This window comes from Streptosporangium sp. NPDC051023, assembly GCF_040689595.1.
Classification (GTDB): domain Bacteria; phylum Actinomycetota; class Actinomycetes; order Streptosporangiales; family Streptosporangiaceae; genus Streptosporangium.
In genome coordinates, this window is the sequence record NZ_JBFBCE010000077.1 from 19,034 (window position 1) to 45,113 (window position 26,080).

28 protein-coding genes are annotated in these 26,080 nt (G+C 69.6%); 14 read left to right on the forward strand and 14 right to left on the reverse strand.

The window, feature by feature from the left end:
- The first annotated feature begins 399 nt into the window (after nucleotides 1–399).
- The 6 genes from AB0395_RS36430 (at nucleotide 400) to AB0395_RS36455 (ending at nucleotide 6,828) form a co-directional block, all read left to right on the forward strand.
- A complete protein-coding gene (locus AB0395_RS36430) occupies nucleotides 400–1,599 on the forward strand; it encodes an ABC transporter substrate-binding protein (protein WP_366288926.1) in 1,200 nt (399 codons plus the stop codon).
- A gap of 5 nt (nucleotides 1,600–1,604) precedes the next feature.
- Complete coding sequence (locus AB0395_RS36435; protein WP_366288928.1) at nucleotides 1,605–2,333, forward strand: ABC transporter ATP-binding protein; 729 nt, start codon at nucleotides 1,605–1,607, stop codon at nucleotides 2,331–2,333.
- Nucleotides 2,330–3,043, forward strand: a complete 714-nt coding sequence (locus tag AB0395_RS36440; protein WP_366288931.1) for an ABC transporter ATP-binding protein — start codon at nucleotides 2,330–2,332, stop codon at nucleotides 3,041–3,043. Before AB0395_RS36435 ends, AB0395_RS36440 begins: the two co-directional genes overlap by 4 nt.
- Nucleotides 3,044–3,048: 5 nt before the next feature.
- Nucleotides 3,049–3,921 (forward strand): branched-chain amino acid ABC transporter permease, encoded by an 873-nt coding sequence (locus AB0395_RS36445; protein WP_366288934.1) that lies wholly within the window; start codon nucleotides 3,049–3,051, stop codon nucleotides 3,919–3,921.
- Nucleotides 3,918–5,063, forward strand: a complete 1,146-nt coding sequence (locus tag AB0395_RS36450) for a branched-chain amino acid ABC transporter permease (protein WP_366288937.1) — start codon at nucleotides 3,918–3,920, stop codon at nucleotides 5,061–5,063. The genes AB0395_RS36445 and AB0395_RS36450 overlap by 4 nt, the downstream gene beginning before the upstream one ends.
- Nucleotides 5,064–5,442: 379 nt before the next feature.
- Nucleotides 5,443–6,828: an FAD/NAD(P)-binding protein gene (locus AB0395_RS36455; protein ID WP_366288940.1), complete on the forward strand. Its 1,386-nt coding sequence runs from the start codon at nucleotides 5,443–5,445 to the stop codon at nucleotides 6,826–6,828.
- 161 nt (nucleotides 6,829–6,989) lie between these two features.
- On the opposite strand, the gene AB0395_RS36460 is transcribed toward AB0395_RS36455, so the two are convergent.
- The 8 genes from AB0395_RS36460 to AB0395_RS36495 all read right to left on the reverse strand — a co-directional run bounded on the left by AB0395_RS36460 (nucleotide 6,990) and on the right by AB0395_RS36495 (nucleotide 13,165).
- Nucleotides 6,990–8,978, reverse strand: coding sequence for a cytochrome c oxidase assembly protein (locus AB0395_RS36460; RefSeq protein WP_366288942.1), 1,989 nt, complete (start codon nucleotides 8,976–8,978; stop codon nucleotides 6,990–6,992).
- Between the two features lie 8 nt (nucleotides 8,979–8,986).
- Entirely contained in the window at nucleotides 8,987–9,127 is a 141-nt protein-coding gene (locus AB0395_RS36465) for a hypothetical protein (RefSeq protein ID WP_366288945.1), read from the reverse strand.
- A 9-nt stretch (nucleotides 9,128–9,136) separates the two neighbouring features.
- Entirely contained in the window at nucleotides 9,137–9,364 is a 228-nt protein-coding gene (locus AB0395_RS36470; protein ID WP_366288948.1) for a hypothetical protein, read from the reverse strand.
- Nucleotides 9,365–9,715: 351 nt separating this feature from the next.
- Entirely contained in the window at nucleotides 9,716–9,985 is a 270-nt protein-coding gene (locus AB0395_RS36475) for a hypothetical protein (protein ID WP_366288950.1), read from the reverse strand.
- An 11-nt stretch (nucleotides 9,986–9,996) separates the two neighbouring features.
- Complete coding sequence (locus tag AB0395_RS36480) at nucleotides 9,997–11,028, reverse strand: ABC transporter ATP-binding protein (protein WP_366289002.1); 1,032 nt, start codon at nucleotides 11,026–11,028, stop codon at nucleotides 9,997–9,999.
- A gap of 62 nt (nucleotides 11,029–11,090) precedes the next feature.
- Entirely contained in the window at nucleotides 11,091–11,939 is an 849-nt protein-coding gene (locus AB0395_RS36485) for an ABC transporter permease (RefSeq protein ID WP_366288953.1), read from the reverse strand.
- Between the two features lie 3 nt (nucleotides 11,940–11,942).
- Nucleotides 11,943–12,743: a molybdate ABC transporter substrate-binding protein gene (gene modA, locus AB0395_RS36490; RefSeq protein WP_366288956.1), complete on the reverse strand. Its 801-nt coding sequence runs from the start codon at nucleotides 12,741–12,743 to the stop codon at nucleotides 11,943–11,945.
- An 11-nt stretch (nucleotides 12,744–12,754) separates the two neighbouring features.
- A complete protein-coding gene (locus tag AB0395_RS36495) occupies nucleotides 12,755–13,165 on the reverse strand; it encodes a helix-turn-helix transcriptional regulator (protein WP_366288959.1) in 411 nt (136 codons plus the stop codon).
- A gap of 255 nt (nucleotides 13,166–13,420) precedes the next feature.
- Here AB0395_RS36495 and AB0395_RS36500 point away from each other — a divergent pair, with 255 nt between their 5' ends.
- The gene (locus tag AB0395_RS36500; protein WP_366288962.1) at nucleotides 13,421–15,340 is read left to right on the forward strand and encodes a Xaa-Pro dipeptidyl-peptidase; all 1,920 of its coding nucleotides are present in this window, start codon (nucleotides 13,421–13,423) and stop codon (nucleotides 15,338–15,340) included.
- Between the two features lie 75 nt (nucleotides 15,341–15,415).
- Here the strand turns inward: AB0395_RS36500 and AB0395_RS36505 are convergent, their stop codons facing one another.
- From AB0395_RS36505 to AB0395_RS36520, 4 genes are all read right to left on the reverse strand, one after another.
- Entirely contained in the window at nucleotides 15,416–15,727 is a 312-nt protein-coding gene (locus tag AB0395_RS36505; protein ID WP_366288965.1) for a hypothetical protein, read from the reverse strand.
- Nucleotides 15,728–15,891: 164 nt separating this feature from the next.
- The gene (locus AB0395_RS36510; RefSeq protein WP_366288968.1) at nucleotides 15,892–16,749 is read right to left on the reverse strand and encodes a polysaccharide deacetylase family protein; all 858 of its coding nucleotides are present in this window, start codon (nucleotides 16,747–16,749) and stop codon (nucleotides 15,892–15,894) included.
- A 182-nt stretch (nucleotides 16,750–16,931) separates the two neighbouring features.
- Nucleotides 16,932–18,080: an NAD(P)/FAD-dependent oxidoreductase gene (locus tag AB0395_RS36515; protein WP_366288971.1), complete on the reverse strand. Its 1,149-nt coding sequence runs from the start codon at nucleotides 18,078–18,080 to the stop codon at nucleotides 16,932–16,934.
- Nucleotides 18,081–18,149: 69 nt separating this feature from the next.
- Entirely contained in the window at nucleotides 18,150–18,788 is a 639-nt protein-coding gene (locus AB0395_RS36520) for a TetR/AcrR family transcriptional regulator (RefSeq protein ID WP_366288974.1), read from the reverse strand.
- A gap of 69 nt (nucleotides 18,789–18,857) precedes the next feature.
- Between AB0395_RS36520 and AB0395_RS36525 the strand changes: the two genes are divergently transcribed.
- Nucleotides 18,858–19,832 (forward strand): MBL fold metallo-hydrolase, encoded by a 975-nt coding sequence (locus AB0395_RS36525; RefSeq protein WP_366288977.1) that lies wholly within the window; start codon nucleotides 18,858–18,860, stop codon nucleotides 19,830–19,832.
- On the opposite strand, the gene AB0395_RS36530 is transcribed toward AB0395_RS36525, so the two are convergent.
- Both AB0395_RS36530 and AB0395_RS36535 read right to left on the reverse strand, forming a co-directional pair.
- Nucleotides 19,772–20,011, reverse strand: coding sequence for a hypothetical protein (locus AB0395_RS36530; RefSeq protein ID WP_366288980.1), 240 nt, complete (start codon nucleotides 20,009–20,011; stop codon nucleotides 19,772–19,774). The two genes, AB0395_RS36525 and AB0395_RS36530, sit on opposite strands and share 61 nt — an antisense overlap.
- A gap of 417 nt (nucleotides 20,012–20,428) precedes the next feature.
- A complete protein-coding gene (locus tag AB0395_RS36535; protein ID WP_366288983.1) occupies nucleotides 20,429–20,620 on the reverse strand; it encodes a hypothetical protein in 192 nt (63 codons plus the stop codon).
- Between the two features lie 1,041 nt (nucleotides 20,621–21,661).
- Between AB0395_RS36535 and AB0395_RS36540 the strand changes: the two genes are divergently transcribed.
- From AB0395_RS36540 to AB0395_RS36565, 6 genes are all read left to right on the forward strand, one after another.
- Nucleotides 21,662–21,940, forward strand: a complete 279-nt coding sequence (locus AB0395_RS36540) for a heavy-metal-associated domain-containing protein (RefSeq protein ID WP_366288986.1) — start codon at nucleotides 21,662–21,664, stop codon at nucleotides 21,938–21,940.
- A 145-nt stretch (nucleotides 21,941–22,085) separates the two neighbouring features.
- Nucleotides 22,086–23,522, forward strand: coding sequence for an MFS transporter (locus AB0395_RS36545; RefSeq protein ID WP_366288989.1), 1,437 nt, complete (start codon nucleotides 22,086–22,088; stop codon nucleotides 23,520–23,522).
- Between the two features lie 118 nt (nucleotides 23,523–23,640).
- Complete coding sequence (locus AB0395_RS36550) at nucleotides 23,641–23,922, forward strand: metal-sensitive transcriptional regulator (RefSeq protein ID WP_366288992.1); 282 nt, start codon at nucleotides 23,641–23,643, stop codon at nucleotides 23,920–23,922.
- Nucleotides 23,923–23,983: 61 nt separating this feature from the next.
- Nucleotides 23,984–24,196 carry a heavy-metal-associated domain-containing protein gene (locus AB0395_RS36555; protein ID WP_366288994.1) on the forward strand — a complete coding sequence of 71 codons (213 nt, stop codon included), beginning with the start codon at nucleotides 23,984–23,986 and terminating at the stop codon, nucleotides 24,194–24,196.
- Nucleotides 24,193–25,143: a hypothetical protein gene (locus tag AB0395_RS36560; RefSeq protein ID WP_366288997.1), complete on the forward strand. Its 951-nt coding sequence runs from the start codon at nucleotides 24,193–24,195 to the stop codon at nucleotides 25,141–25,143. Before AB0395_RS36555 ends, AB0395_RS36560 begins: the two co-directional genes overlap by 4 nt.
- A gap of 29 nt (nucleotides 25,144–25,172) precedes the next feature.
- A partial coding sequence (locus AB0395_RS36565) for a cation transporter (RefSeq protein WP_366288999.1) occupies nucleotides 25,173–26,080 on the forward strand: 908 nt, incomplete at its 3' end.

A 26,080-nucleotide genomic window follows, 5' to 3' on the forward strand; every position in this document is an offset into this window, starting at 1 on the left:
AGGCCCGCTTCGAGTAGGACCTGTGCCCATCGGAGGTGATCCGCGCCTACTCCCCCGCGCCCATCACCGCCCTGATTCTGAGTTGTCTTGAAATCGCCCACCGCCTTTACAAAGTAGATCAAAAAGGCGGATGTCTCACCATGCCATCGAGGCCAGGCATCGCGAGCGGCCTCGAAGGGCCCCGGCACCGCACTGCCGCCCAGCGGCCCCGGATCGCGCAGCCGCGTACGTCGAGCAGGAGCCGGAGGGCGTGGGCGGCGCCAGCAGCGGCCCAGACCAGGAGCGAGGCCCTGACTATTAATTTTTCACATCGTTGAGATATCTGAGCCTAGACCTTGAGATGTCAGTGCTTTAACTTTGCGATGACAAGCTGGCCATCGAGAGCAAGGGATTAGCGAGATGCGCCGAACTGTCTTCCTTCTGACCGTAGGGATCCTTGGGTTAACCGTGGCCACCGGCTGCGGCACCCCCGCTGATGACTCAGGAGCGCCGTCCGCGAAGGCGAAGGGGCCGATCATCATCGGGATGGCGGTCGCGCGCTCCGGGTTCGCCGCGCCCTACGACCTCGGGCCGTCCCGCGGCGCCGAGCTCGCCGTGGCGGACATCAACGCCCGCGGCGGCGTCCGGGGGCGCCCCCTCGAGCTCAAGTACGGCGATACGAAGTCCGACCGGGCGCTCGGCATCACCGTGGGCGTCGACCTGCTGTCGCAGGGGACGGAGGTCATGTTCGTCACGTGCGACTTCGACCTGGGAAGCCCCGCGGCCATTACGGCGACCAGCAAGAACGTCGTGGCGGTGTCGCCCTGTGCAGGCTCCTCGCAGTTCGACGTGCCCACGCTGGGACCGCTCGCGTACTCCATGGGCACCAAGAGCGCGGCCGGGGCGACGAACATCGCCCAGTTCGCCTATGACCAGGGCTACCGGAAGGCGTATCTCTGGCGGGACCCGAGCATCACGCATACGAAGGAGACCTGCGCCGCGTTCGAGTCGAAGTTCAGCACCCAGCCGCAGGCCAAGGTGATCGGGAGCGACACGATCCAACCGCAGCAGACGTCGTTCGCCGGTCAGATCGCGCGGCTGCGCGAGTCAGGCGCCGACGTGCTCGAGCTGTGCAGCTACAACCCGGGAGCGGTCACGGCCCTGCGTCAGCTCCGAGCCGCGGGCGTCGACATCCCGGTGATGTCGAACGTCGCCATGGACGGCGACTACTGGCTGAAGGGCGTCCCGAACCTGAAGAACTTCTACTACGACGCCTTCGGGTCGCTGTACGGCGATGATCCGCGCGCGGACGTGAACGACTTCTTCGCGCGATACAAGGCGAAGTTCGGCGAGCCTGCCGTCACCTCCTACGCGCTCACCGGCTATGCGACGATCCAGATAATCGCCAAGGCGATCGAGACGGCGCAAACCACCAGCGGCCCTGAGCTGGCGAAGGCGATCGACGGCCTGGGGTCGTACGAGACGATCGCCGGCCCCACGGGGTACAGCGCGAAGCAGCACATCGTGACCGACCGTCCCTCGGCGATCATGAGCGTCGAGGGAGGCCGGATCAGCCCGGTCGCCATGTACGCCGGCGGACGCAAGACCAAGGAAGGCTGAACCGGATGCGTCAGCTGCTCCGCACGAACCACGTCACCGTGCGCTTCGCAGGACTGTGCGCGCTGGACGACGTCGGGCTCGAGCTGGACCACGGCGAGATCCTCGGGCTGATCGGACCGAACGGGGCCGGGAAGACGACGCTGCTCAACGTGCTGTCGGGCTTCCAGCGCCCCACCACGGGCGAGGTCGAGCTTGACGGCCGCCAGATCACCGGCTGGGATCCTCCCCGTCGGGCGAGGGCGGGCATCAGCCGGACGTTCCAGGACGTCCGGCTCTTCCCGAACATGACCGTGCTCGAGAACTGCGAGGCGGCGGTGGTCGCCTGCGGGGGAACGTGGGCGACCGCGCGCGACCGCGCGAGTCAGGCGCTGGACTGGTTCGACCTGAATCAGAGCGCCGACGTCCTGGCCCGCGACCTGCCCTACGGAGTGGAGAGGCGGGTCGGCATGGCCCGGGCCCTCTGCGCTCGGCCACGAGTGCTCCTGCTCGATGAGCCGGCGGCAGGCCTCAACGATGAGGAGAGCGCCGCGATGGGACGGACCGTGCGGCAGATTCACGAGGAGATCGACTGCGGGATCATCGTGATCGAGCACGACGTGCGCATGATCCTCAGCCTGTGCGATCGCGTGCACGTCCTCGACCACGGCGTCACTCTCCGGGTCGGCAGCCCCGAAGAGATCCGGACGGATCCCGAGGTCGTGTCCGCATATCTGGGGGCGGAGGCAATGAAATGACGCTGCTCGAGGTCTCCGGCCTGCACGTCTCGTACGGGCCGATCGACGCCGTGAAGGGGGTTTCGCTCAGCGTCGAGCGAGGCGACGTGGTCGCGATCGTCGGTCCGAACGGAGCCGGCAAGTCCAGCACCATGCTGGCGATCCAAGGCCTGGTGCGGACGCGGAGCGGATCGGTCCGCTGGCGCGGCACGGACATCACGGGCTGGACGCCCGAGCGCAGGGCACGGGCGGGCATCTCATTCGTCCCGGAGTCACGCGGCGTGTTCCGCACGCTGTCAATCGGTGAGAACCTCCGTCTCGCCGGCTGCGCGCTGGCCACGGGCGCCGACGTCTCCGAACGGGTGCAACTGGCCCTGCGGCACTTTCCCGCGCTTGCGGATCGCCTCTCCGAGCGGGCCGCGGTGCTGTCCGGCGGCGAGTGCCAGCAGCTCGCGATCGGCCGGGCGCTGGTGGCCGCGCCCGAGTTGCTGGTCCTCGACGAACCTTCGCTCGGGCTCGCTCCGGTGGTGCTCGACGAGCTGTTCGCCGCCCTCGCCGCGTTGCGCGACGAGGGCCTGACGATCCTGCTCGTCGAGCAGAACGTCGCGCGCGCGGTGAAGCTCGCCGACCATCTGTTCTCGCTGCGAGGAGGCGTGATCGAGCGCGTGGACGAACCCGACGAGCTGCTGCGGAACCCCTCGTACCGGGCCAAACACCTGGGCATGGGGTGAGCGCGGTGGCTCAGAACCTCGTCAACGCGCTCAGCCTCGGCAGCCTCTATGCCTTGATCGCCCTCGGCATCGCACTGCTGTTCAGCATCATGGGACTGATCAACTTCGCGCACGGCGAGCTGATCATGATCGGGGGGTACGCGCTGCTGTGGTTCGCCGCGCTGCCGTTCGCCTTGGCGGCGGTGCTCGCCGTGGCCGTCGTCATCGGGTGCGGGCTTGCAATGGAACGGCTCGCCTTCCGCTCCGTGCGAGGGGCGAGCGGGGAGACACTGCTAATGACCTCCTTCGCCCTCAGCCTGTTCATCCAGGGCGGTGTGCTGCTGTTCGAGGGCGCCAACCCGAAGAGCGCCGACGTGCTCGGGAGCCTCGGCGCGAGTGTGGAGGTGGCTGGATTGTCCATCGGCAAGCTCGACATCACGATCATCGGTGTCACCGCGGTGCTGCTGCTGGGGCTCGCGTGGTTCCTGCGCAGGACGTCGCTCGGCGTCCAGATGCGCGCCGCGGCCGAGGACTTCAGGATGGCCCGCGCGCTCGGGGTGCGCGCCAACCTCGTCGTCGCCACCGCGTTCGGGGTGAGCGGCGCGTTCGCCGCGATCGCGGCGATCTTCCTGGTGGCGAGCACGGGCACGCTGACGCCGAGCATGGGCTTGAGCCCGGTGCTCGTCGGCTTCGTCGCGATCATGCTCGGTGGGCTCGGCCGGCTGTGGGCGGCGGCTCTCGGCGCGTACGTGCTCGCCCTGCTCTCCGTGATGCTTCAGGCGTATCTGCCCGATGGGGTAGCTCCATACCGGGATGCTCTGGTGTATCTCGGGATCGTGGTAATCCTCGTGTTCCGTCCGCACGGCATCGCGGGCCGCCCCGGGGCGGTGCGCGTATGACGAGCTCGCGTACCTCCGTGCTTGCGCGCAGCGCCCCCGCCGTCATCTGCACGCTGCTGGTGCTCGCGGTCAGCGGCCTGGCCCTGCTCGGTGCGGAGACGACCCAGCGGACAGCCACGCAGATGCTCGTGATGGGTGTCATCACCGTCGGCACGTACATCTTCGTCGGCAACTCGGGCGTGCTGTCCTTCGGTCACGTCGTCTTCGTCGCCGTGGGGGCGTATGCCACGGCGCTGATGACCATTCCCCACAGCCTGAAACAGGCGCTGCTACCCGCGCTTCCAGGTTGGCTCATGGAGCTCGAGCTCGGCCTACCCGAGGCACTGCTCATCTCCGGTCTGCTCTCCGTCCTGGTCGCAGTCGTCTTCTCACTGTTGACCCTGCGCTTGGAGGGGATGGCGGCCGGCATCGCGAGCCTGGCGCTGCTCATCAGCGTCAACGTGGTGATCAACAACTGGGACGCGGTCACGCACGGCTCGCAGGGGATCGTGGGGATCCCGGCCGATCTCACCATCGGCGCCACAGTTCCCTGGCTCATCGGCGCGATCGCCGTCGCCATGGCATACCAGCTGAGCCGATCCGGCTTCCGGCTGCGTGCCTCCCGCGAGGATTCCGTCGCCGCCGCCGCGTTGGGGATCCGCATCCGTCGCGACCGCTCGATCGCGCTCGTCATCAGCGCGTTCGTGTGCGGCGTCGGCGGTGGCCTGTACGCTCACTTCCTCGGAGCGCTGACCCCGGGTGACGTCTACCTCCAGCTCACGCTGCTCACGCTGCTCATGCTGATAGTCGGCGGAATACGAAGCCTGAGCGGGGCCGTCATCGGGACCATCTTCATCTCCGTGCTGGCCGAGCTGCTGCGAAGGATCGAGGCCGGAGGCGCCGTGGGCCCGATCGAGCTCCCCCCGCACCCTGGTATTCAGCAGCTGATCCTCGCCCTTACGCTGCTGCTGACCTTGCTCCTGCGTCCCGGCGGGATCACCTCCGGTCGCGAACTCGGCTTCTCGCCGCCCGGCTGGATCGGCGGCCGCCGAAAGGGCTCGCACACCGGGCCGACGGCGGACGAACCGGCCACGCGCTCGAGCGCGGCCTCGCCGCGCGCTGAGCATGGCGTCCCAACGGCGAAACAAGGTCATCCCTCATGAAGGTTGTCAGGGAACTCGTTGGTCGTAGGCCAGTACTGAGCGGGTACGCACGCCGGCGGCGTCCGCATCGGGCGCGCAGTTGCAGTCTCGGGGGCTGAGGAGCATAGGAATCGAGACTGGCACGTAGCCCTTCGTCCGGCTTGCGGTGTTTGGACGTGGTGTTACTTGCCTGCCAGAACCTCCAGCAGTCGTGTTGATCAACTGCTGGAGGTTTCCTCATACCCGTGAAGTTCCTGTCCGATGAGCAGACGAGTCACCTCCACCACGCAGGCGGTCCGGCCCGGCGGCCGGGCCCATCCTGCCGGCCACTCCCGGAACCGTGACACCCACACTCAAATTACCTATATAACCAATAGGAAAAGTGGACTACTATGGTGGCGTGTCAGGCTCCTCAGTAATCGCCGTCGTGGGAGGCGGAGCCAGCGGGGCGCTGGCGACGATCCACCTACTCAATCGAGCCCGGGCGCGCGAGACGCCGCTCGAGGTGGTGCTGATCGACCAGCACGGGCGCCACGCGCTGGGACAGGCGTACGCGACGACCGATCCGCACCATCTCCTCAACGCGACCGCCGACAAGATGAGCGCGCTGCATGACGACCCCGGCCATCTGCTGAGATGGGCCCGCCGGAGCGGACTGCACGTGGACGGCTCCGATTTCCTGCCCCGGCACGTCTACGGGCGCTACCTGCGCCACGCCTTGGACGCCGCCGAGCATCGGGCTCTGCCCGGCGGGCGGGTGACCCGGGTGACCGCCACGGTGTGCGCCGTCACCCCGCGGGGATCCGGCCAACCGGCGCGGGTGCGCCTGTCGGACGGGACGGAGATCGACGCCGATGCCGTCGTGCTGGCCATCGGCAGCCCCGCCGCGGCGGTGAGACCCCGCTGGGCACAGCGGGCCCGGGCCCGCTATGTCGCCGACCCCTGGGCGCCGGGCGCCCTGGCCGGAATCGGCGGCGCAGACGCGGTCCTCGTGGCGGGCACCGGCCTGACCATGGTGGACGTGGCGCTCACCGTGACGCAGGCGGACCCGCGGACGGTGGTGTACGCGGTCTCACGACACGGGCTGCTGCCCCGCGGACATCGCCACCCCTCCGCGCCCCCGGTCCAGACACCGGTGCCCGACGGCCCCCTGCGACTCGCGGGCCTGCTGCGTGCCGTACGCGTCGCCGTCGAGGACAACGACGGCGACTGGCGCGGTGTGGTCGACGGCCTGCGCACGCACATCCCCGGGCTGTGGGCCCGGCTCTCCCCCGACGACCAGCGGCGCTTCCTGAACCTGGCGGCCCGTTACTGGGAGGTCCACCGGCATCGGGTTCCTCCCGCGACGGCCGCACGCATCTCCGGCCTGCGGGCCGCGGGCCGCCTGCGCGTACTCCGCGGCCACGTGCTGGGCGCCACCCCGGAACCCGGCGGGCTGACCGTTCGGGTGGATCATGACGGCGCCCCCGGCGAACTTCACGTCGGCTGGCTGGTGAACGCCACCGGCCCCGCCTCCGACATCGCCCAGGACCCCTTCCTTTCCCGGCTGTTCGCCGCCGGCCTGGCCCGGCCCGACCCACTGCGGCTCGGCCTGGACGCCGACTCCCGCGGCAGGGTCCTGGACGCTACGGGGCGGCCGAACCACCGGATCTTCACACTGGGACCGCCCCTTCGCGGACAGCACTACGAGACCACTGCGATCCCGGAGATCCGCGCACAGGCCGCGGCCCTGGCCCCTCATCTGATCGAGGCAATCACCAGCAGGGAGACCCTCGGGGCCAGATGATCTTGTACATCCCTCACCCCGACGCCCCCTGCGGCCCGTCACGGCGCCGGGCTCGCTCACGAACGCGATGAACCACCGGCGTATCGGGCCCTTCTCCACCGGCCTGGTGCGCCACATGAGCGACCGCTCGCAAACCGGCGGGAAGGGCGTTCGAGCCGCCGCTATTCGGCGCGGTCGCGCTTGTTGAGCCTGGCCAGGTAGTCGTTGTACGCGTCGAGCCGCACGTCGCCGCTGCCGCCGGTGCGGGCCGCGAGGGCATCGGCCCTGCGGTCGGCCCTGCGGGCCTTGCGGTCGTCGTCGCGCCACCACTGGAAGGCCAGCGCGAGCAGCACGATCAGCGTCGGGATCTCGCCGAAGCCCCAGGCGATGGCGCCGCCGGTCTGCTGGTCCCCGATCGCGGAGGCCCCCCAGGAACGGCCGAGCTGGTCGTACCACTCGGAGGCGAGCACGGTCCCCATGCTCATCAGCGCGATGCCGAAGAACGCGTGGAACGGCATCGTGACGAACAGGATGATCAGCCGGGCCACGTGGGGCAGCTTGTGGGGGGAGGGGTCGACCCCGATGATCACCCAGAAGAACAGGCAGCCGCTGAGCAGGAAGTGCACCGTCATGGCGATGTGGCCGAGGTGCTCCTCCATCGCGGAGGTGAACAGCGGGGTGAAGTACAGCGCGTAGGTCGAGACCACGAAGATCGCGGTGGCGATCGCCGGGTGGGTGACGAACCGGACGAACCTACTGTGCAGGACCGTGGTCAGCCACTCGCGCGGCCCGCGGTCACCCCTGCGGACCGCGGGTTTGAGCGCGCGGAGCGCCAGCGTGACGGGGGCGCCGAGCACCAGGAAGATCGGCACCAGCATGGACAGCGTCATGTGCTCGGCCATGTGCGCGCTGAACAGCACCTTGGCGTAGCGGGCGACGCCGGTCTGGGTGGCGACGAGCAGGATCAGCAGGCCGGTGAACCACGCGGCGGTACGGCCGACCGGCCAGGAGTCGCCGCGCCTGGTCAGCCGCAGGACCCCGGCGAGGTAGACCCCGCCGAGCAGCGCGATCAGCGTGCCGGAGAACAGGTCGAACCACCACAGGGAGACCAGGTTCGCCAGCGAGATCTCCGGCGGCATGGGGTAGCCGAGCAGCTCGAAGACCGGGTCGGTCGGGAGGGCGGGCGGGGTCTGGGTGCGCGACAGCACCACCGCCAGGCCCATGGTGGCGGCCATGAGCACCACCTCGCCCGCCGCCAGCCGGATGAAGGCCTTGGGCACGCCCGCCCGCAGTGCGGAGAGCGTGCGTTGCCTGTGCCACCAGCCCGCGTAGCCGAGCAGGATGAAAGCGACGATCTTGGCTACCACGAGCACGCCGTACGGCGAGGTCCACAGATCCGAGAGGTTGGCCAGACGGGCCGCCACGCTGAAGACTCCCGAGAGGCCCACGCTGATGTAACACCACAGCGCCATCCGGGAGAAGCGGTCGGCGGCCACCTCGATCTGAGGCTTGCGGCGCAGCGCGTGCCAGGTCACCACGATCAGGCCGCCGACCCACAACGCCAATGTGATCATGTGTATCGCCAGGCCGGAGGTGGCGAGGTCATGGTTGGGCGAGGAGCTGCTGTGACCGGTCAGCGTGGGAGGGAGCAGTACGGCCAGCGCCAGCACGAGCAGGCCGAACGTCGCTCCTGCCGTGATCGCGCCACGGGAGAACAGCGCTATGGCCAGGGCGAGCAGGACCACGAGGGTAAGCCCGACCCCCTGGGAGGTTTGCGAGGCGAAGCTGGTCAACCCGTCGCTGATGAGCACCTGCTGCACGGGGACGAGCAGCCAGTCGGCCATGGTGAAGACCATCAGCGCGGCGGCGCCGCCCGCCCAGGTCAGCGCGGTCCATGAGGCGACCTTGACGTAGCCGAGCGCGCTCTCGCCGAGCATGCCCTTGTCACTGGGGAAGAAGCCGACCGCGGCGACCAGCAGTCCCACGGTGAGCACGCCGGAGGCGTCCATGATCAGCTTGGACAGCGGCAGGCCCCAGCGGGTGACCAGGTCGGCGGGAGGAAGACCGGCGATGACTCTCGGAAACGCGGCCCCGCCCGCGACCATCGCGACGACGAGCGCGACGACCGCGGCGGCCGACGCCGCGAAAGCCAGACGGACGGGCTTGTACACGGCCGGCCTCACCTGGGGGTCCGCGATGTCTTGACCACGGCGCCCCTGATCTCCGGGGCACTCATTTCGCCGCCGGTGAGCTCACGTCCGCCGAGGAGAACCCGCGGAGCCTGCCCCACCTTGACGATCTTGGTCGCATACTTCGTCATCGCCTCGACCTAAGCCTTCTTGTCCTGTCCGGTAACGCGTCGCTCAACTCCCTGGCCGACCACGCCGGCGTCCTCGCCCCGGCTCACCAGATCCTTGGTTGCGCAGCCCGGAGTATCTTCGACCGGCTGAACCTCGAACAGGGCGTCATGACAGGAGAGCCACTTGCCGGCGGGGGCCGTTTCGCTGGTGGAGCACAGTATCTGTCCGGCATTGTAATGGTTCACAGTCAGATACACGGAGGTTCCGAGACCCCTGGGAGGCAGCGTCCAGCCCGTGACCGCCCGGCAGACGGGACGCCTCGAAACGACGTTCCTAGCCCGCGTCTGCACCTGCCGAACCACCCTGATCTTCTCAAAGCACGTTTCTGAACCATACCCGCCCCATGCGATGGGGCTGACCGCGCTCATGAGGGCGCGAGAGTGGTCACCCGGGAAACACGGGCGCGTGCAGCACGATACAGGGGCGGACCCGCGGGGTCTGATCGGCATGGCCTTGCCAGGTGCCTGACCGGTCCGAACCGCCGCCACCGTCCCGTCTGTCTGACCTCCGGCACCGGAAAGCCCTCATTCCCGTGAGGCGAGAATCCGTCACGGACCGGCCCCTTCGTCCTTGGTGCCTGCCCGGTCCGCCCCGAGACAGGGACAGGCCGGTGGGTCGGCCCAGTGCAGGGCGACGAACGGCTCGGTGTGGGAAGGATGGTGCACCCTTTCCGAGGTGACACGGTAATGGGCCTCGGGGTCGCCGGGCCGGCGGTACGGGACGGGCACGGCGACGAGGCCGATGTCCTGGTCGATGTGGACGAGCATGCCGTGGCAGGGGCCGCCGAGACAGATCGCGTTGGGAGCAGGGCGTGTCATGTCCGGGCACCTCACGCGGGGTAGGCGTGCGTCTCGGTGGCCTTGACCGACGCCCAGATCCGCTGTCCCGGGGTCAGGTCGAGGTCCGCGACCGCGGCGGGGGTGACGTCGGCCGAGGCCGCGATCGGCCCCTCCAGGTGGACGCGGACGTTGTCGCCGTGCCGTTCCATGCCCTCGATCGTGGCCTGCCACAGGTTGCGGGGAGTGCCGTCGGGACGGGTGCGGTACAGGGCGACCGCGGAGGGGGCGAACGCGACGAACGCGGGCCCGTCGAGAGGCTCGGCGATACTGAGGCGCAGTTCCCCGACGGTGACGTGCGGGCCGGTCGCGGCACCGCGATAGAGGTTGAGACCGACCAGGCGGGCGACGTAGTCGGTACGCGGGCGCCGGGCCACCTCCGCAGGGGTGCCCCGCTGCACCACGGAGCCGTTCTCGATGACGACCAGCAGGTCGGCGAGCACCATGGCGTCCAGTGGGTCGTGGGTGACCAGGACGGTCGCACCGTCGAAGTCGGCCAGGTGGCGGCGCAGCCGGGAGCGGATCTCCAGGCGGGTGTGCGCGTCCAGCGCCGCGAGAGGCTCGTCGAGCAGCAGCAGGCGGGGCGCCGCGGCCAGGGCGCGGGCCAGGGCGACGCGCTGGGCCTGGCCGCCGGACAGCTGCCGGGGCTTGGCGGAGGCGTGCTCGGCCAGGCCGACGCGCCGCAGCCACGCGGCGGCCGTACGGCGTGCCTCGGCTTTCTGGGCGCCGTGGCAGCGAGGGCCGAAGGCGACGTTGTCCAGGGCGGACAGGTGCGGGAACAGCAGATAGTCCTGGAAAACCATGCCGATCGGGCGGTGTTCGGCCGCGAGGGTGTGCAGCGGGCGGCCGTCCAGGGTGATGTGGCCGTCGTCCAGGGCGGTCAGCCCGGCCAGGGCGCGCAGCGCGGTGGTCTTGCCCGCGCCATTGGGGCCGAGCAGCGCGACGACCTGGCCGGGAACGACGGTGAGATCGACGTCAAGGCGAAAGCGGGGCCGGGTGACGACGAGACGGGCCCGCAGGGTCATGGGCGTGGCCGCCCACTCGTCGCGTGGGCTCCCGGGGCGTCCGCCCGTCCGCCGGATGGGTTTCACGAGGTGCTCGTCCACTTGTCGCGCAGGCTTGCCAGGATGACGACGGAGACGGTCAGCAGGACGAGGCTGAGCACGATGGCCGCCTCGGGGTCGGTCTCGAGCGCCAGGTAGACCGCCAGCGGCATGGTCTGGGTCTGTCCGGGGAAGTTTCCGGCGAAGGTGATGGTCGCCCCGAACTCCCCCAGCGCGCGGGCCCAGCACAGCACGGCCCCGGCCATGATGCCGGGGGCGACCAGCGGCAGGGTGACCCGGCGGAAGACGGTCCAGCGGGAGGCGCCCAGGGTCGCGGCGGCCTCCTCAAGGCGCGTGTCGGCGGCGCGCAGCGCGCCCTCAACGCTGATGACCAGAAACGGCATGGCCACGAACGCCTCGGCGACCACTACTCCGGCGGTGGTGAAGGGCAGGGTGACGCCGAAGGCGGCGTCCAGCCACTGGCCGACCAGGCCGCGCCGCCCCAGCACCAGCAGCAACGCGACTCCGCCGACCACGGGAGGCAGCACCAGGGGGACGGTGATCAGGGCGCGCAGCAGGCGCCGTCCCGGGAAAACCGCGCGGGCCAGCAGCCAGGCCAGCGGCACGCCAAGCAGCAGGCAGATGAACGTGGCCAGGGTCGCGGTCACCAGGGAGAGCCGCAGTGCCTGCAGCACCTGCGGCTCGGCCAGCCGTACGGCCATGGTGGACCAGGGGGCACGCACCAGCAGCCCGGCCAGCGGCAGCACCAGGAACGCCGCTCCGGCCACGGCGGGCAGCACCAGCACCCAGGGCGGGCGGCCCACCACACCGCCCGTCCGGCCGGAGCGGCTCTTGGCGCCGTCCCGGCCGGTTTCCGCCGTAGGAGGCGTCATCGGTCAGGGGGCCTCGAAGCCGGCCTTGGTCAGCACGTCCTTGCCCTGGGGCGACAGCACCAGGTCAACGAACTTCTTGGCGGCCTCGGGGGCGGGCGCCTTGGACAGCGCGGCGATCGGGTAGTCGTTGATCGCCTTGTCGGCCTCGGGGAAGTCGATGCCCTTCACCTTGCCTGCCGAGGCAAGCACGTCGGTCCGGTAGACCAGGGCGGCGTCGACCTCGCCAAGCTCGACCTTGGTCAAAGTGGCCTTGACATCCTGTTCCAGGGTGACGGGGGTGACCTTCAGTCCTGCGGCCTCCAGTGCCTTGGCCGCCGCAGCGCCGCAGGGCACCTGGGCGGCGCACAGGGCGACCTTCACCTTGGGATCGGCGAGATCTTTGAGGTCGTCGACCTTGGCCGGATTGTCGGCGGGCACGGCGATCTGCAGCTTGTTGCGCACGAACGTGGTCGGGGCCGCGGCCAGGGAGGCGTCGGTGACGGTCTTCATCGTGGCCGGGCTGGCGGCCGCGAACACGTCTGCGGGCGCACCCTGGACGATCTGCTGGGCCAGTGTGGCGCTGGAGCCGAAGTTGAACTTCACCGACGTGCCGGGGTTGGCGGCTTCGAAGGTCTTGCCCAGCTCGGTGAACGTGCCGGTCAGTGACGCCGCGGCGAACACCGTCACCGTGGTGGCCCCGCCGGAAGAGGAGGAAGGGGCAGCCGAGGTGGTGGCCGGAGTGCTTGAGCCGCAGCCTGACAAGGCCGCGGCCAGTGTGAAAGCGAGAGGAGCCGTGACGGCCCACCGGGAAAGACGCCTGAACACCAAGGGGCTCCTTACTGACTCACCGCGCGAGCGGGGTCGGCGATCTCCACGACGACGTTGGTGGACTTGATCACGGCGACCGCCACCACCCCAACCTCCAGGCCCAGCTCGTCGGCAGCCTGGCGGCTCATCAGCGAAACCACCCGGTACGGCCCCGCGGCGATCTCCACCTGGGCCATCACCGCATCCTTGATCACCTCGGTCACGATCCCGCGGAAGCGGTTACGCGCGGAGGAGTGCCCGGAGCCGTTGTCGGTCTCGATCTGAGCGCGCGCGAACGCGGCCAGATCCGTTCCCTGGACCGTCCGGTGACCGTTCTCGTCACGGCGGGCGGCGAGCCTGCCCCCGTCGACCCACCGGCGGACGGTGTCAGGGCTGACCCCGAGCAACGCGGCGGCCTCGCTGATCCGAAACATCGTCACGAACAATCACCCTACCTTCGCACATTCAGGCCTCACAGCCCGGGTTCCATGGCAATCGTGAATCGATCTGCCACTTGCCCATCGCACCTGAGAGGCCGGGAGCGGATGGGCGCCCACAAACAACGGGCACCTGACTCACATCTCCGTGTCACGCACCAGAACCAGGGTGGTGTCAAACATGTAAAGAGATCTTGTCGAGCCCCCCGAACTCATCGAGATTGCGGATGGTTCCGTAGTTTCCCTGGAGGATCCCCCGTGCCACAGTTACGAGCAGTCCTCACCACCCTGGCGATGATCGCGATGGGGGTCACCCCTGCCCACGCGGACACCGTCCCCTCGATCACCGTCGAAAGCGGAAGGACCCAGCCGGTCTTCTCCTACGCCGACGCCGTCCGCGAGCACGTCTACGTCGAATCGAGCACCGACAGCGACTCCGACGGAAAACCCGACCGGGTCCGTGTCGACATCATCAGGCCCAAGGAGTCGGGACCGGCGCTCAAAGTGCCGGTGATCATTGACGAGAGCCCCTACTACGACAACGCGGGCCGTGGTAACGAGGCAGAACGAAAGGTTTACGACTCCGCGGGAAACGCGGTGAAGTTCCCGCTCTTCTACGACAACTACTTCGTGCCGCGCGGCTACGCCGTCCTCAACGTCGACATGAACGGCACCACCAAGTCCGACGGCTGCCCCGACGGCGGCGGCAGGGCCGACGTGCTGGGCGGCAAAGCCGTCGTTGACTGGCTGAACGGCCGCGCCACCGCCCGCCGCTCCGACGGCACACCCGTGACGGCCGACTGGACCACCGGCAGGACCGCGATGATCGGCAAGTCCTACGACGGCACACTCGCCAACGCCGTCGCCGCCACCGGCGTCGAAGGACTCGAGACCATCGTCCCGATCTCCGCCATCAGCTCCTGGTACAAATACCAGCGCTCCAATGGCGTGATCTACAACTACGACTACATGTCGTGGCTCACCAACTTCGTCGACACCGACCCCGACTCCAAGTGCGCCGCTGTACGGGCGGGCATGGACGCCGGTGACGGCGACGACACCGGCGACTACAACCCCTTCTGGGCCGAACGCGACTACGCCGACGGCCCGCTCACCGACGTCTCCAACGTCCACGCCAGCGTCTTCGCCGTCCACACCGTCAACGACCTCAACGTCAAGCCCGACAACTTCTCCAAGTGGTGGCAGGCGCTCGCGAAGAGGGGCGTCCCCCGCAAGATCTGGGTCGGGCAGTACCAGCACGTCGACCCCTTCGACTTCGAAGGACGCCGTGACCTCTGGGTCGACACCCTCCACCTGTGGTTCGACCACTGGCTGCTCGGCGTGAACAACAACGTCATGCGCCAGCCCCGTGCGGACGTGCAGACCAGCGCCAACCGCTGGATCACCCAGCGAGACTGGCCCTCCCCCCTCACCCTGCAGGTCCCCCTCCACCCCGCCTCCGACGGCTCCCTCGGCCTCACCCCCGCGGGAAGAGGACAGACGGCGGCCTTCACCGACACCCGCCAGAGCGAAGAGGCCATGGTGGCCGACGTCGGCACGGCCGATCCGGCAAGAGCGGCGTTCACCACCGGCCCGCTTCCCCTCGACCTGCGCCTGTCCGGCACACCTGTGGTCGACCTGCGCCTCGCGCTCGACAAGCCAACCTCGAACCTGACTGCCCTCCTCGTCGACTTCGGGGAGGACACCCGCATCGACTGGCGGCGCGGCCAGGGCATCACCACAACCAGCGAGGAGAGCTGTCACGGCGAGAGCACCGCCGACGACGACGCCTGCTACCGGAAGGTCGTCACCAACGTCGCCTCCCGTCCCCTGGAGATCGTCGCCCGCGGCTGGATCGACGTGCAGAACCGCAACTCCCTCAGCCACCCCTCCCCACTCCCCCAGGGCTCCTACGGGAGGGTCCGCTGGGAAACGCTGCCCCAGGACTACATCTTCAAGAAGGGGCACAGGCTGTCCCTCGTCATCGCCGGCACCGACTCCACCTACAGCGGCGAAGCGGCCACCGGCGCGCACGTCACCGTTGACCTCGCCAGGAGCTCGGTACTGCTCCCCCTGGTGCTCACCGGCATCAACGGCGCCGACGTGCCGCATGACATCGCCAGATGGCAAGGGCCGGGGCAACTGGTCCTGCCCGCGCCGGAGAACGTCTTCTTCTGATCCGCCCGCCGGTCCGCACGGGACCACGGGGGGCCGAGGTGCCGGCCCCCCGTGGTCCCGCAGCCGCTGGATCCCTCAGGCCGGCCGCGCGGACCGGCCGCCGTCCGAGCGGAAGTCGGTGAGCAGCCGCTGGGCGTAGTAGGACTCCCAGTCCTCCTCGGCCACCTTGGCGGTGTACTCCTTGTGCAACCCCACCAGCTCGTAGACGAGTTCGCTGCGCACCGGCGTCGTCCCCAGCAGGTTCGGCAGCTCGGAGAGGTTGATCAGCCAGTCGGCGTACCAGGAGGCCCAGTCGTCGTCGGCGCCGTCGACGATCCGGTAGACCTCGTGGTGGGTCTCGGCCGCTTCGTGCAGGACGTCACGAACCTGCTCAACACGCTTGTCCATGCGGCCCCCTCCTTCGGCTTCTCCAGCGCGATACGCGTCACGAGTGGGTGCTCTACGGACGTTCCCAGTGTAACGAAGGGGTTCTGACCAGGCGCGACGCCGTACGGATCGTACGACGTTCCGTGCGGCGGCGGCCGATCCCGCCGCCGCCGGTCAGCGGTGCGTCAGCAGACGCCGAGGTCCGCCCAGACCCACCAGGCGCCGCTGGGGTCCTCCAGGCGGGTCCACCAGCGTGCCTGGTACACGTGCCCGTTGCGGGACACCCTGTCGCCCTGGAGGTAACTGTCGCGTCCGCGCCAGGCGGGCGCCGTGCAGGCCGGAGGGTACGGACCGCCGGTCGTCGCGGGCAGCTCGAAGCCCCAGCCCGCCTGCTGCCACTGCGGGATCAGCTGCTGGTAGGCGGCCAGGGTCGGCGAGCGGTCGCCGCCCCCGTCGTGGGACAGCGCCACGGCCGTCGGGTAGATCTGCGCGTTCAGGCGCTGGATGAGTGTTTCGGCGGGCGAGCCGTCCCAGTCGCTGGGGTCCATCGTCCAGGCCAGAGCCGACATGCCGAGAGACGCCGCGACCTGAGGGGACGCCCCCCAGGCCCCGTACGGCGCACGGAAGTACCTGATGGGCAGCTTGGGGTCGCCCGCCGCGGCGCGGATCGCGTCGTTGGTCGCGGTCAGGTCGGCACGGATCTCCCCGGGCGTCCAACCGGCGAGCGAGTCGTGCTTGAAGGTGTGGTTGCACACAGCGTGGCCGTCGGCGACGATGCGGCGCACCAGTTCGGGATGTGCCTGGACCTGGCCGCCGAGCAGGCAGAAGGTGGCGCGGACCTGCTGACGGCGCAGCAGTTCGAGGACCTTGGGGGTCCAGTCGGGCGAGGGCCCGTCGTCGAAGGTGAGGGCGACGACTTTGCCGCCGTTCCGGGTGGCGTAGACGATGTCGCCGGTCGGCCCGTCCGCACGGGCGGGGCCGCCTGTGGCCACTACGGCCGCTAAAGCAACGATCATGCTCAGGACACGCGAACGCAGTCGCATAGCGGAGCCTTTCGATGGGGGGAGGTCGAGGCACCTTATTGGAAACCTTCTTTACCATAAGAGTGATCAAGACAACAGGCCCAGAATCTCCGCGACAGCCCTCAGCGCCGCCACTTTCCCCACATCATCGGAGACCGGACATGGCGGACGGCCGCCGGAAAACGTGCCTGACGGTGACGCGTTCAGCCTTCTCGCACACCGTCGGCGAGCCAGCGGCGGACCACGGCGTACGCGAGCGCAGGCGGAACGGTGCCCGCCCCCAAGCCCACCTCGACCAGCAGGTCGAACACCTCCTGACGCTGGGCGGCGGTGCTGATCGCGGCATCGATGAACCGGGGGGACTGGGCGGCGCGAGCGAGCACGTCGGTGGTGCGCAGGTGCCGCCCCAGAGCCCTGCCCAGCCCGCGGCGGTAGGAGGACAGCGGATCGCCGGGAGCCTGGACCGCGGCCTCGCCGGCGAGCCTTCCGGACAGCAGGGCGTAGTAGATGCCCTCGCCGGTGAGCGGGTTGATGAGCCCGGCGGCGTCGCCTGCGAGCATCACCCTCCCCGCGCCCGGCCTCGGCCTGCCCGGGGACAAGGGCAGGTGATGGGCGCGCAGGTCACGGGCCGGCAGGTGGGGCAGTAGCTCCGCGAGCCTGCCGTGGAGGACCTCACGCCCCGGCAGGCCGGTTGCGCGCAGCCGGGGCAGCAGCATCCCGAAGCCGACGTTGGCGCTGCCGTCCCCGACCGGGAACGACCACGCGTACGCGGGCCACCCCTGTCTCTGCATGGCGATGAACTGGACGTCGTCCTCCACGGGTACGTCGGCGTAGCCGCGGACGGCGATCGCGGTGTGCCGATCGGGAAAGGCGGGCACGCCGATAAGGCGCCGCACTACGGAGTTGGCCCCGTCGGCGCCGATGACGGCACGGGCGGCGACCGCGCCGTCGACGACGACGTGGCCGTTCCCGGCGGCGAGCGCGCGGACGCGATGGCGGCGGACCTCGACGCCACGGGCCCTGGCGGCGTCGACGAGGCGGGCGTCGAAGACCACGCGGGGGACGACGTGGTTCGGCCTGGCGACGGTGGCCCGGACGTGGGATCCCCCCGGCGAGACGATCGACAGGCTCCGGGTCGGCCGGTAGTCGGCGATCAGGTCCGGGAGACCGAGCAGGGCGAGCTCGTCGCGGCCGTGGGCGGCGATGCCATCACCACAGGCCTTGTCACGGGGGAAATCGGCCTTGTCGAGCAGCAACACCCGCATGTCGGGGCGGAGCTGCTTGGCGCGCAGGGCCGCTGCCGAGCCCGCGGGACCGCCTCCGACGACCACCAGATCCCACACCTCATCCACACCGGTGAGCCTTCCACGGTACGGCCCGGCGAAACAGGGGCCAGGCCTCGCGCGCCACGTGCCCTCACGTCATGAGGGCGCCCCCTCGGACCCGGCCCTCGGCACCTGGCCGGGAGCGAGCAGGCGGCCGATGGCGCGGCGTGCGCGGGAAGGGGCCGCGGGGTCGTGGTGGAGCTGGATGGCCTGATCGGCGGCCAGGGCGACGCCGTTCAACTCGAAGGCGAGCTGGTCGATGTCCGTCTCCCCGGGCAGGTCGCCGGCCTCGACGGCCGCTCGTATCTCTCCCTCAACGTAGGCGGACCAGCCGGACAGCGCCGCGAGCACGGCGTCGCGAACAGGGCCTGGGCGCCCGTCGAACTCGCTGGCGACCGAGGTGATGAAGCAGCCCCCCGGCGCATCGCCGTCCAGCATGTAGTCGATCCACTCCCCGAACAGGAGTGCCAGCCGCTCGGCACCGGGCCTGGCGCCCACAACCCTGGCCGGGACCCGCAGGCGGAACGCCTGGACTGCGGCGTCGAGCGCGGCCAGTTGCAACGCCTCCTTCGTACCGAAGTGGCCGATCACTCCTGCCTTGCTCATTCCCAGGTCGGCCGCGAGACGGCCGATCGTGACCCCTTCGAGGCCATCGGTCGAGGCCAGCGCGAGGGCGCGCTCGATGATCCTCGTGCGGGTTGCGGCTGTCTCGGATGCGGACTTGCGCGGACTCATGCCATCAGCTTAACCTACCGACCGTTCGCCAATTGCATCCGAACGTTCGTTATCTAAAGGAGGTGCCTCGTGCGAATCCACCACCTCAACTGCGGCTCGATGCGCCAGATCGATCCGGCCGAGGGCAGCCCTCTCGCACCCGCCCGCGCCGTCTGCCACTGCCTGCTCATCGAAACGGACCGGGACGGGCTCGTTCTGGTCGAGACAGGACTGGGCACACCCGACGTCGCACGGCCGAACGAGACTCTCAGCCAGGAGTTTCTCGGCCGGGCCCAGCCGGTCCTCGACATACAGGAGACCGCGGTGCGTCAGGTGACCAGCCTCGGCTTCCAGCCGCAGGACGTGCGACACATCGTGCTGAGCCACCTCGACCTCGACCATGCGGGCGGCCTGCCGGACTTCCCCTGGGCAAGCGTCCACCTGCGCGAGGCCGAACACGGCGCCGCGATGGCCTCCCCAGGCCACCATCCCGAGGACCCGATCCGCTACCGGCCCGCCCACTGGGCCCACCAGCCGCGCTGGGTGACCTACCCCGACCAACGAGGCGAGTCATGGTTCGGCTTCGACGCGGTTCGTCCGCTCAAGGATCTGGACGCGGACATCCTGCTCGTGCCGCTCGGCGGCCACACCCTCGGCCACAGCGCGATCGCCGTACCCGATGGCGACCGCTGGCTGCTGCACTGCGGCGACGCCTACTACTACCACGGCGAGATCGACCCCGACAGCCCGCACGGTCACCCGGGCATGGACATTCTGCAGCAGATCACCGAGGTGGACCGGGCGCTACGGCTGGGCAACCACGCCCGCCTGCGCGAGCTGGCCCGCCTGCACAGTGACGAGGTGAGCGTCTTCAGCGCCCACGACCCGTGGGAGCTCAAGCGGCACACGGCCCCCGCCGCCCCGCACCTCACCTCACCTGACGACGGCGCGTGCGGCGGAGCCCGGCCGGTCCACGACCGGCGGCCGCCCGCTTCGGACACCGATCACCCGGGCATCGCCGTTCCGTACGCCATGGCGATCAGCACTCCGGTGGTGGCGTTGTAGACCAGATCGACACGGACCACCGAGACGAGATGGCCTCCGGCCACGGCCGACCGGTTCAGTGACTCCAGCGCCGCCTCCGCGGCCTGCCTCGTTTTCTCCGCGCTGAGAGGCACGGCGTTCACGGCGAACAGCAGGTCACCGGTATCGCGACCACCGGTCATAAGATTTGAGTAGTTCATCCCAGCTTTTCCTTCTATCCCCACATATGAACTCAGGGATATCCCTGCACCTCCCCGCGTGGAACTCGGGATCGGAAACGACCGTGACCGGCCGTCGCCTTCGGCGACGAGGACACCTCGTTTCGCCGAAGGCGACGGCCTGCATCTCTCCCATCCGTTCTCGTCGGGCCGGTACGGCCTGGCGGACGGGGAGACGGTCATGGGCACGACGACCGGCGTCTCCCAGGATGGATCTCGCACGGGCGGCCTTCCTGTCCGAGAATGACTCGGCGGCCTTGGCGGAGGCCTGCTTCCCGATGGCTCCCGATGCGATTCACCACGGAGGGCGGCCGGAGCGCGGTTCTGGCGACCGCGTTCTCCCGTCCCCCGGCTGAGGACCGTACGATCCTCAGCCGGTCAGGAGAACGTCCTGGCTGCTCAGCGGGTTTCGGTCGGCTCAGCCGCCGCCACCGCCACCGCCACCGCCACCGCCGCCACCGCCACCGCCACCGCCGCCACCGCCGCCGCCTCCGCCGCCACCTCCGCCGCCACCGCCGCCACCGGGGATGCGGTTGTTGTTGGCACCGCCGCCGCCACCGCCACCGCCACCGCCACCACCGCCACCGCCACCGCCACCTCCGCCGCCACCGTGGCGGCGCCGACGGCAGTTACCGTTGTTGCAGGGAGCCGCGAGCACCACGGAGGACGTGGACGCGGACGTGACGGTCTGGGGTCCGGTCGAGGCGTTGGCGAATTCGGCCGGCATCGTCACAGGGACGATGAGGGCGGAGGCCACCATTGCGCCGGCAGCGAGAATCTGCTTGATCATGAGTGATCAACTCCATGTCGTGATGGATGCGCCCTGGCGGTGCCCAGGTCGCTGGAGCACCGGATAGGCATCTCGGAAAGACGCCGACACGGCGTGGACTTAAAGTCCACGCTAATGAGAAAGACCTTGAAAGGGTCACCCCAGATAGGCAAAGGCATCCATTCCGTCCGATTACCTCTCAGTCAGGCAATAACTGAAAGTGATTAAATGATTACTCTCAGATATTTCCGCTGGTGAAGGCCTTCGTAAATCCCCTTTGGGCGGGTGCCGTTTCGACGGCACACAGAGAGACAATCACCACCGGGCAAAAAAAGGTTCACACGGGCAGTCAGACGCCGGAATGCCCGTTACGCTTCCTCTCATTCAAGACTCAGGCCGTCGCCAGATTCGACGCGAAATACAGCACAGGCAAAGTCCCGCCGAAAATGAATTTCATACCGGATTGAGATCGCCGCCGCCCCTGAGCGGGCGGCCGCGCCGTAAGACGGAAAGCATGGACGGCGGATTCACGGGACGACGATCGTGATCTCATACCGGCGCCGGTCCGGTGGGTTCGGTTGCGACGCGCGGCGCCTCACAGTCGGATGACTCAAGCGACCCACCGCCCCCGCGCCACGCCCTGAACTCTCCGGCGTCATCCATGAAGGCGCGACGGAAGCCGCGTATCCCTGGGCACACGACCACCCCTTCCTCAGGCATCACCCTCTCCGTTTCGTGCGGGGACGGCGCCTGCCCAGCAGCCTTCCGGGAACTTCCCCGCCTTCCTTGAGAAAATTAACCCCCAGGGGGTATGTTACGGTCTCACCCGATACCCCACCGGGGTACAAAGAGAGGAGACCTCCATGTGCACGGCATGCGCGTGCGGCACCGAAGACAGGTCCCCGGCCCAGGCCGCGGCCGGTGACGCGACCGTCTACACGGTCAGTGGGATGACCTGCGGCCACTGCGTCTCGTCCGTCTCCGCGGAGATCGGCAAGGTCGAGGGCGTGACCGGCGTCTCGGTCGACCTGGCCACCGGCGCGGTCACCGTCAGCGGGCCGGGAGTGTCCGGCGACGAGATCCGCGCGGCGGTCGGCCGGGCCGGTTACGCGCTGACCGAGACCTCACCGGCGGCGTCCTGAAACAGCCCGGGGAAGTCCCGGCAAACGGGCGGTGGGCGTGCATTGGCGTGCACGCCCACCAGGGGCCCGGCTCGACTCGAATCACACCCAGTCCCATCCCGCATCCTGCCACCCCGGCACGGACGCGAAGAATCAGGAGTACGGCATGAACGCCGTCGATCCGCGGAGATGGTGGGCGCTCGTCGTGCTCGCCGCCGCGCAGTTCATGGTCATCATGGACACCTCCATCATCGGTGTCGCGCTGCCCGACATGCAGCGTGACCTCGGTTTCTCCCAAGGCGACCTACAGTGGGTCTTCAACGCCTACGTCATCGCCTTCGGTGGGCTGCTGCTGCTCGGCGGCAGACTGTCCGACCTGCTCGGCGCCCGCAGGGTCTTCACCGCAGGCTGGATCATCCTGATCGCCGGTTCGATCGTCGCGGCGGCGGCGGGCACCGCCTGGATCGAGATCGCGGGCCGGGCCGTGCAGGGCCTGGGCGGGGCGCTCATCGCCCCCGCCTCCATGACCCTGCTCATGACACTCTTCGGGCACGCCCCTCGCGAACTGGGCAAGGCCATGGCCCTGTACGGCGCGGCGGCGCCCGCGGGCGGCACAGCCGGGGTGTTCCTCGGCGGCGTCATCACCGAGTGGCTGAGCTGGCCGTGGGTCTTCATCGTCTACGTTCCGATCGGCCTGGCCACCGTGGCCGCCGTCCCCGCCCTGCTCCCCCGCGCGGAGGGCCGCCGCGGCTCGGTCGACCTGCTCGGCGCCGCGGCCGTCACCGCGGGGGTCGCACTCGCGGTCTACGCCATCGTGCGCGCCCCAGAACAGGGATGGGGTTCGGCCGCCACGCTCCTGGAACTGGCCGGGGCGGCTGCTCTGCTTGCGCTGTTCCTGGTGATTCAGCGCACCGTCCGCGAGCCCCTCATGCCACTCGCCGTCTGGCGCACCCCCGGCCTGGCCGCCGCCAACCTGGCGATGGCGCTGCTGGGCGGGGCGTGGATCCCCATGTGGTACTTCCTCAACCTCTACCTCCAGCAGGTTCTCGGCTACGGCGCCTTCCCCAGCGGCGCCGCACTGCTGCCGATGACCGTCGCGATCATGATCTTCATGATCGGGGTCACCGCGCGGTTGCTCGGCCGGTTCGGCGCCAAACCACTCATCGTCATCGGGCTCGCCGTCCTGGCGGCGGGTGTCGCCGGGCTCTCCCTGGCCAGGCCGGACGGTTCCTTCGCCGTCGACGTCCTGCCCGCCTCGCTGGTCGCGGCGATCGGCATGTCGCTGGCCTACATCCCGGCGATGATGTCGGCCATGTCCGGGGTCCGCCCCGAGGAGAGCGGGCTGGCCTCCGGCATCGTCAACACCACCTACCAGGTCGGCTCCGCGATCGGCCTGGCGGTCATGACCGCGGTCGCCACCTCCCGCGGCGCCGCCGAACCGGGTGACCTGCCCGGGCTCACCGGCGGTTTCCAGGCCGCCTTCGCCGGGGCTGGAGCGGTCGCCGCCCTCGGGGCCCTGCTCACCCTGCTGCTCATGCGGAGGCCCGCGCGAAGCACCCGGGCGGACGAGCAGCAGGAAACGGTCTCCTCAAGCCGCGCGTAGCCCCGGTCGCCTGGGGTGTGCCCCGGAACCCCCCAGGCGACCGGCCACATCAGGACGGAATACCATAGGGGGGTACCGTGTTGTGGAAGGTGAAGCGCACACGAGAGAAGGCGGGGAGATGGCCGGCTACCTCGAAACCAGACAGGACCACCTCCGGCGGCTACGCAGGATCGAGGGCCAGGTCCGCGGTCTGCAGCGGATGGTCGAGGAGGACAAGTACTGCATCGACATCCTCACGCAGGTTTCGGCGGCCAACCACGCGCTGCAGTCCTTCGCCCTCTGCCTGCTGGAGGAGCACATGGCGCACTGCGTCGCCGACGCGGCCGCCAAGGGCGGGGCGGAGGCCGAAGCCAAGATCAAGGAAGCCTCGGACGCCATCGCGCGCCTGGTCCGTTCCTGACCGGCGTCACCGCGCGGCCCGGTACGGGGAAACAGAACGAAGCACGGAAAGAGAGATCACAATGAGCACCACCACATACACCGTCCAGGGCATGACCTGCGGCCACTGCGTCAGCTCCGTCAAGGAGGAGATCGGAGAGGTTCCCGGGATCACCGGGGTAGACGTCGACCTGGCCACCGGCCTGGTGACGGTGAGCGGCGAAGGCCCGATCAGCGACGACGCGATCAGGGCCGCCGTCGAGACCGCCGGATACGAAGTGGTCGATCCGGCATGAACGCCCAGGCCAAGCTGGGGGCCTATCTCCTCGGCATCGTGGTGATCTTCGGCGGGGCTCTCGGCGCGGGCCGGGCGGCCGGTGCCGCCGGACTGACCCCCGAGGCCGCAGACGGCCACGGCACCCACACGACCACGACTCCGGCCCCCGCCCCGGCCGGGGCACCCGTCCCGGGAGGACTCCAGGTGTCACAGGACGGCTACACCCTGACCCCGCAGACCACGACCGTCGAACCAGGCAGAAGTACGGACTTCCGCTTCACCGTGACCGGCCCCGACGGCAGGCCGGTCACCGGCTACCGGGTACAGCACGACAGGAAACTGCACTTCATCGTGGTCTCACGTGACCTCGGCAGCTTCCAGCACCTGCACCCGCGGGAGGCGGGAGGCGGCGTGTGGTCGGTACCGCTGACGCTGCCCGAGGCGGGTTCGTACCGGGCGTTCGCCGACTTCGCCCCGGAGGGGGGCAACGGAATGACCCTGGGCACGGACCTACAGGCCGCGGGTGTCTACGCGCCGAAGGCGCTCCCCGAGGCGAGCCGTACCTCGACCGTGGACGGCTACACCGTCACCCTCGACGGCGATCTGGTTCCCGGCAGGTCGAGCAAGATCACCCTGAGCGTCACCAAGGACGGCAGGCCCGTCACCGACCTGCAGCCCTACCTCGGCGCCTACGGCCACCTGGTCGCGCTGCGCGGAGGGGACCTGGCCTACCTGCACGTACACCCGGACGGGGAACCGGGCGACGGTAGGACCGCCCCCGGTCCGGGGATCACCTTCCACACCGAGGTGCCCAGCCGTGGCGACTACCGGCTCTTCCTCGACTTCCAGCACGGAGGAGTTGTGCGCACCGCCGACTTCACCGTGCACGCGGGCCAGGCCGCGCCAGACGCCACGCCCCCGACCCCGACCCCCGAAGCCGGCCAGCACGGCGAGCACGCGCACTGACGCCGGTACGACGCGAGAAAGGAGAGGTGATGTCCTCCCTCACCGATGACAGAACGCAGGCTGCGGGCGGCGAAATCGAACTCTCGATCGGCGGCATGACCTGCGCGTCCTGCGCCAACCGCATCGAGCGCAAGCTGAACAAGCTCGACGGCGTGACCGCGACGGTCAACTACGCCACCGAGAAGGCGAAGGTCTTCTTCCCCGAGGGCGTCGACCCGCAGGACCTGGTCACCGAGGTGGAGAAGGCGGGCTACAGCGCGACGCTCCCCGCCCCGCCGAGCCAGGAGGGGGCACAGGCCGCGCCCGGTGAGGAGCAGCGGGACGAACTCGCCCCGCTCAGGAGCCGTCTCGTCACCTCCCTCGTCCTCGGCGTCCCGGTCGTCGCGATGGCGATGGTCCCGGCGTTGCAGTTCCCCAACTGGCAGTGGCTGTCGCTCACCCTCGCTGCGCCGGTCGTCGCCTACGCGGGCTGGCCCTTCCACCGGGCGGCCTGGACCAACCTGCGCCACGGCGCCGCCACCATGGACACCCTGGTTTCCATCGGTACCCTGGCGGCCCTCGGCTGGTCGCTCTGGGCGCTGTTCTTCGGTAGCGCGGGCACCCCGGGCATGACCCACCCGTTCACACTCACCATCGAGCGCGCCGACGGGTCGGGCAACATCTACCTGGAGGCCGCCGCGGGGGTGACGGCGTTCATCCTGGCGGGCCGCTACTTCGAGGCCCGGTCAAAGCGCAGGGCCGGCGCGGCGCTGCGGGCCCTGCTCGAGCTCGGTGCCAAGGACGTCGCCGTGCTGCGCGACGGCCACGAGACCCGGATCCCGTCCGACCAGCTCGCCGTGGGCGACCTGTTCGTGGTGCGGCCGGGTGAGAAGATCGCGACCGACGGAGTGGTCGAGGAGGGCTCCTCGGCCGTGGACGCCTCGATGCTGACCGGCGA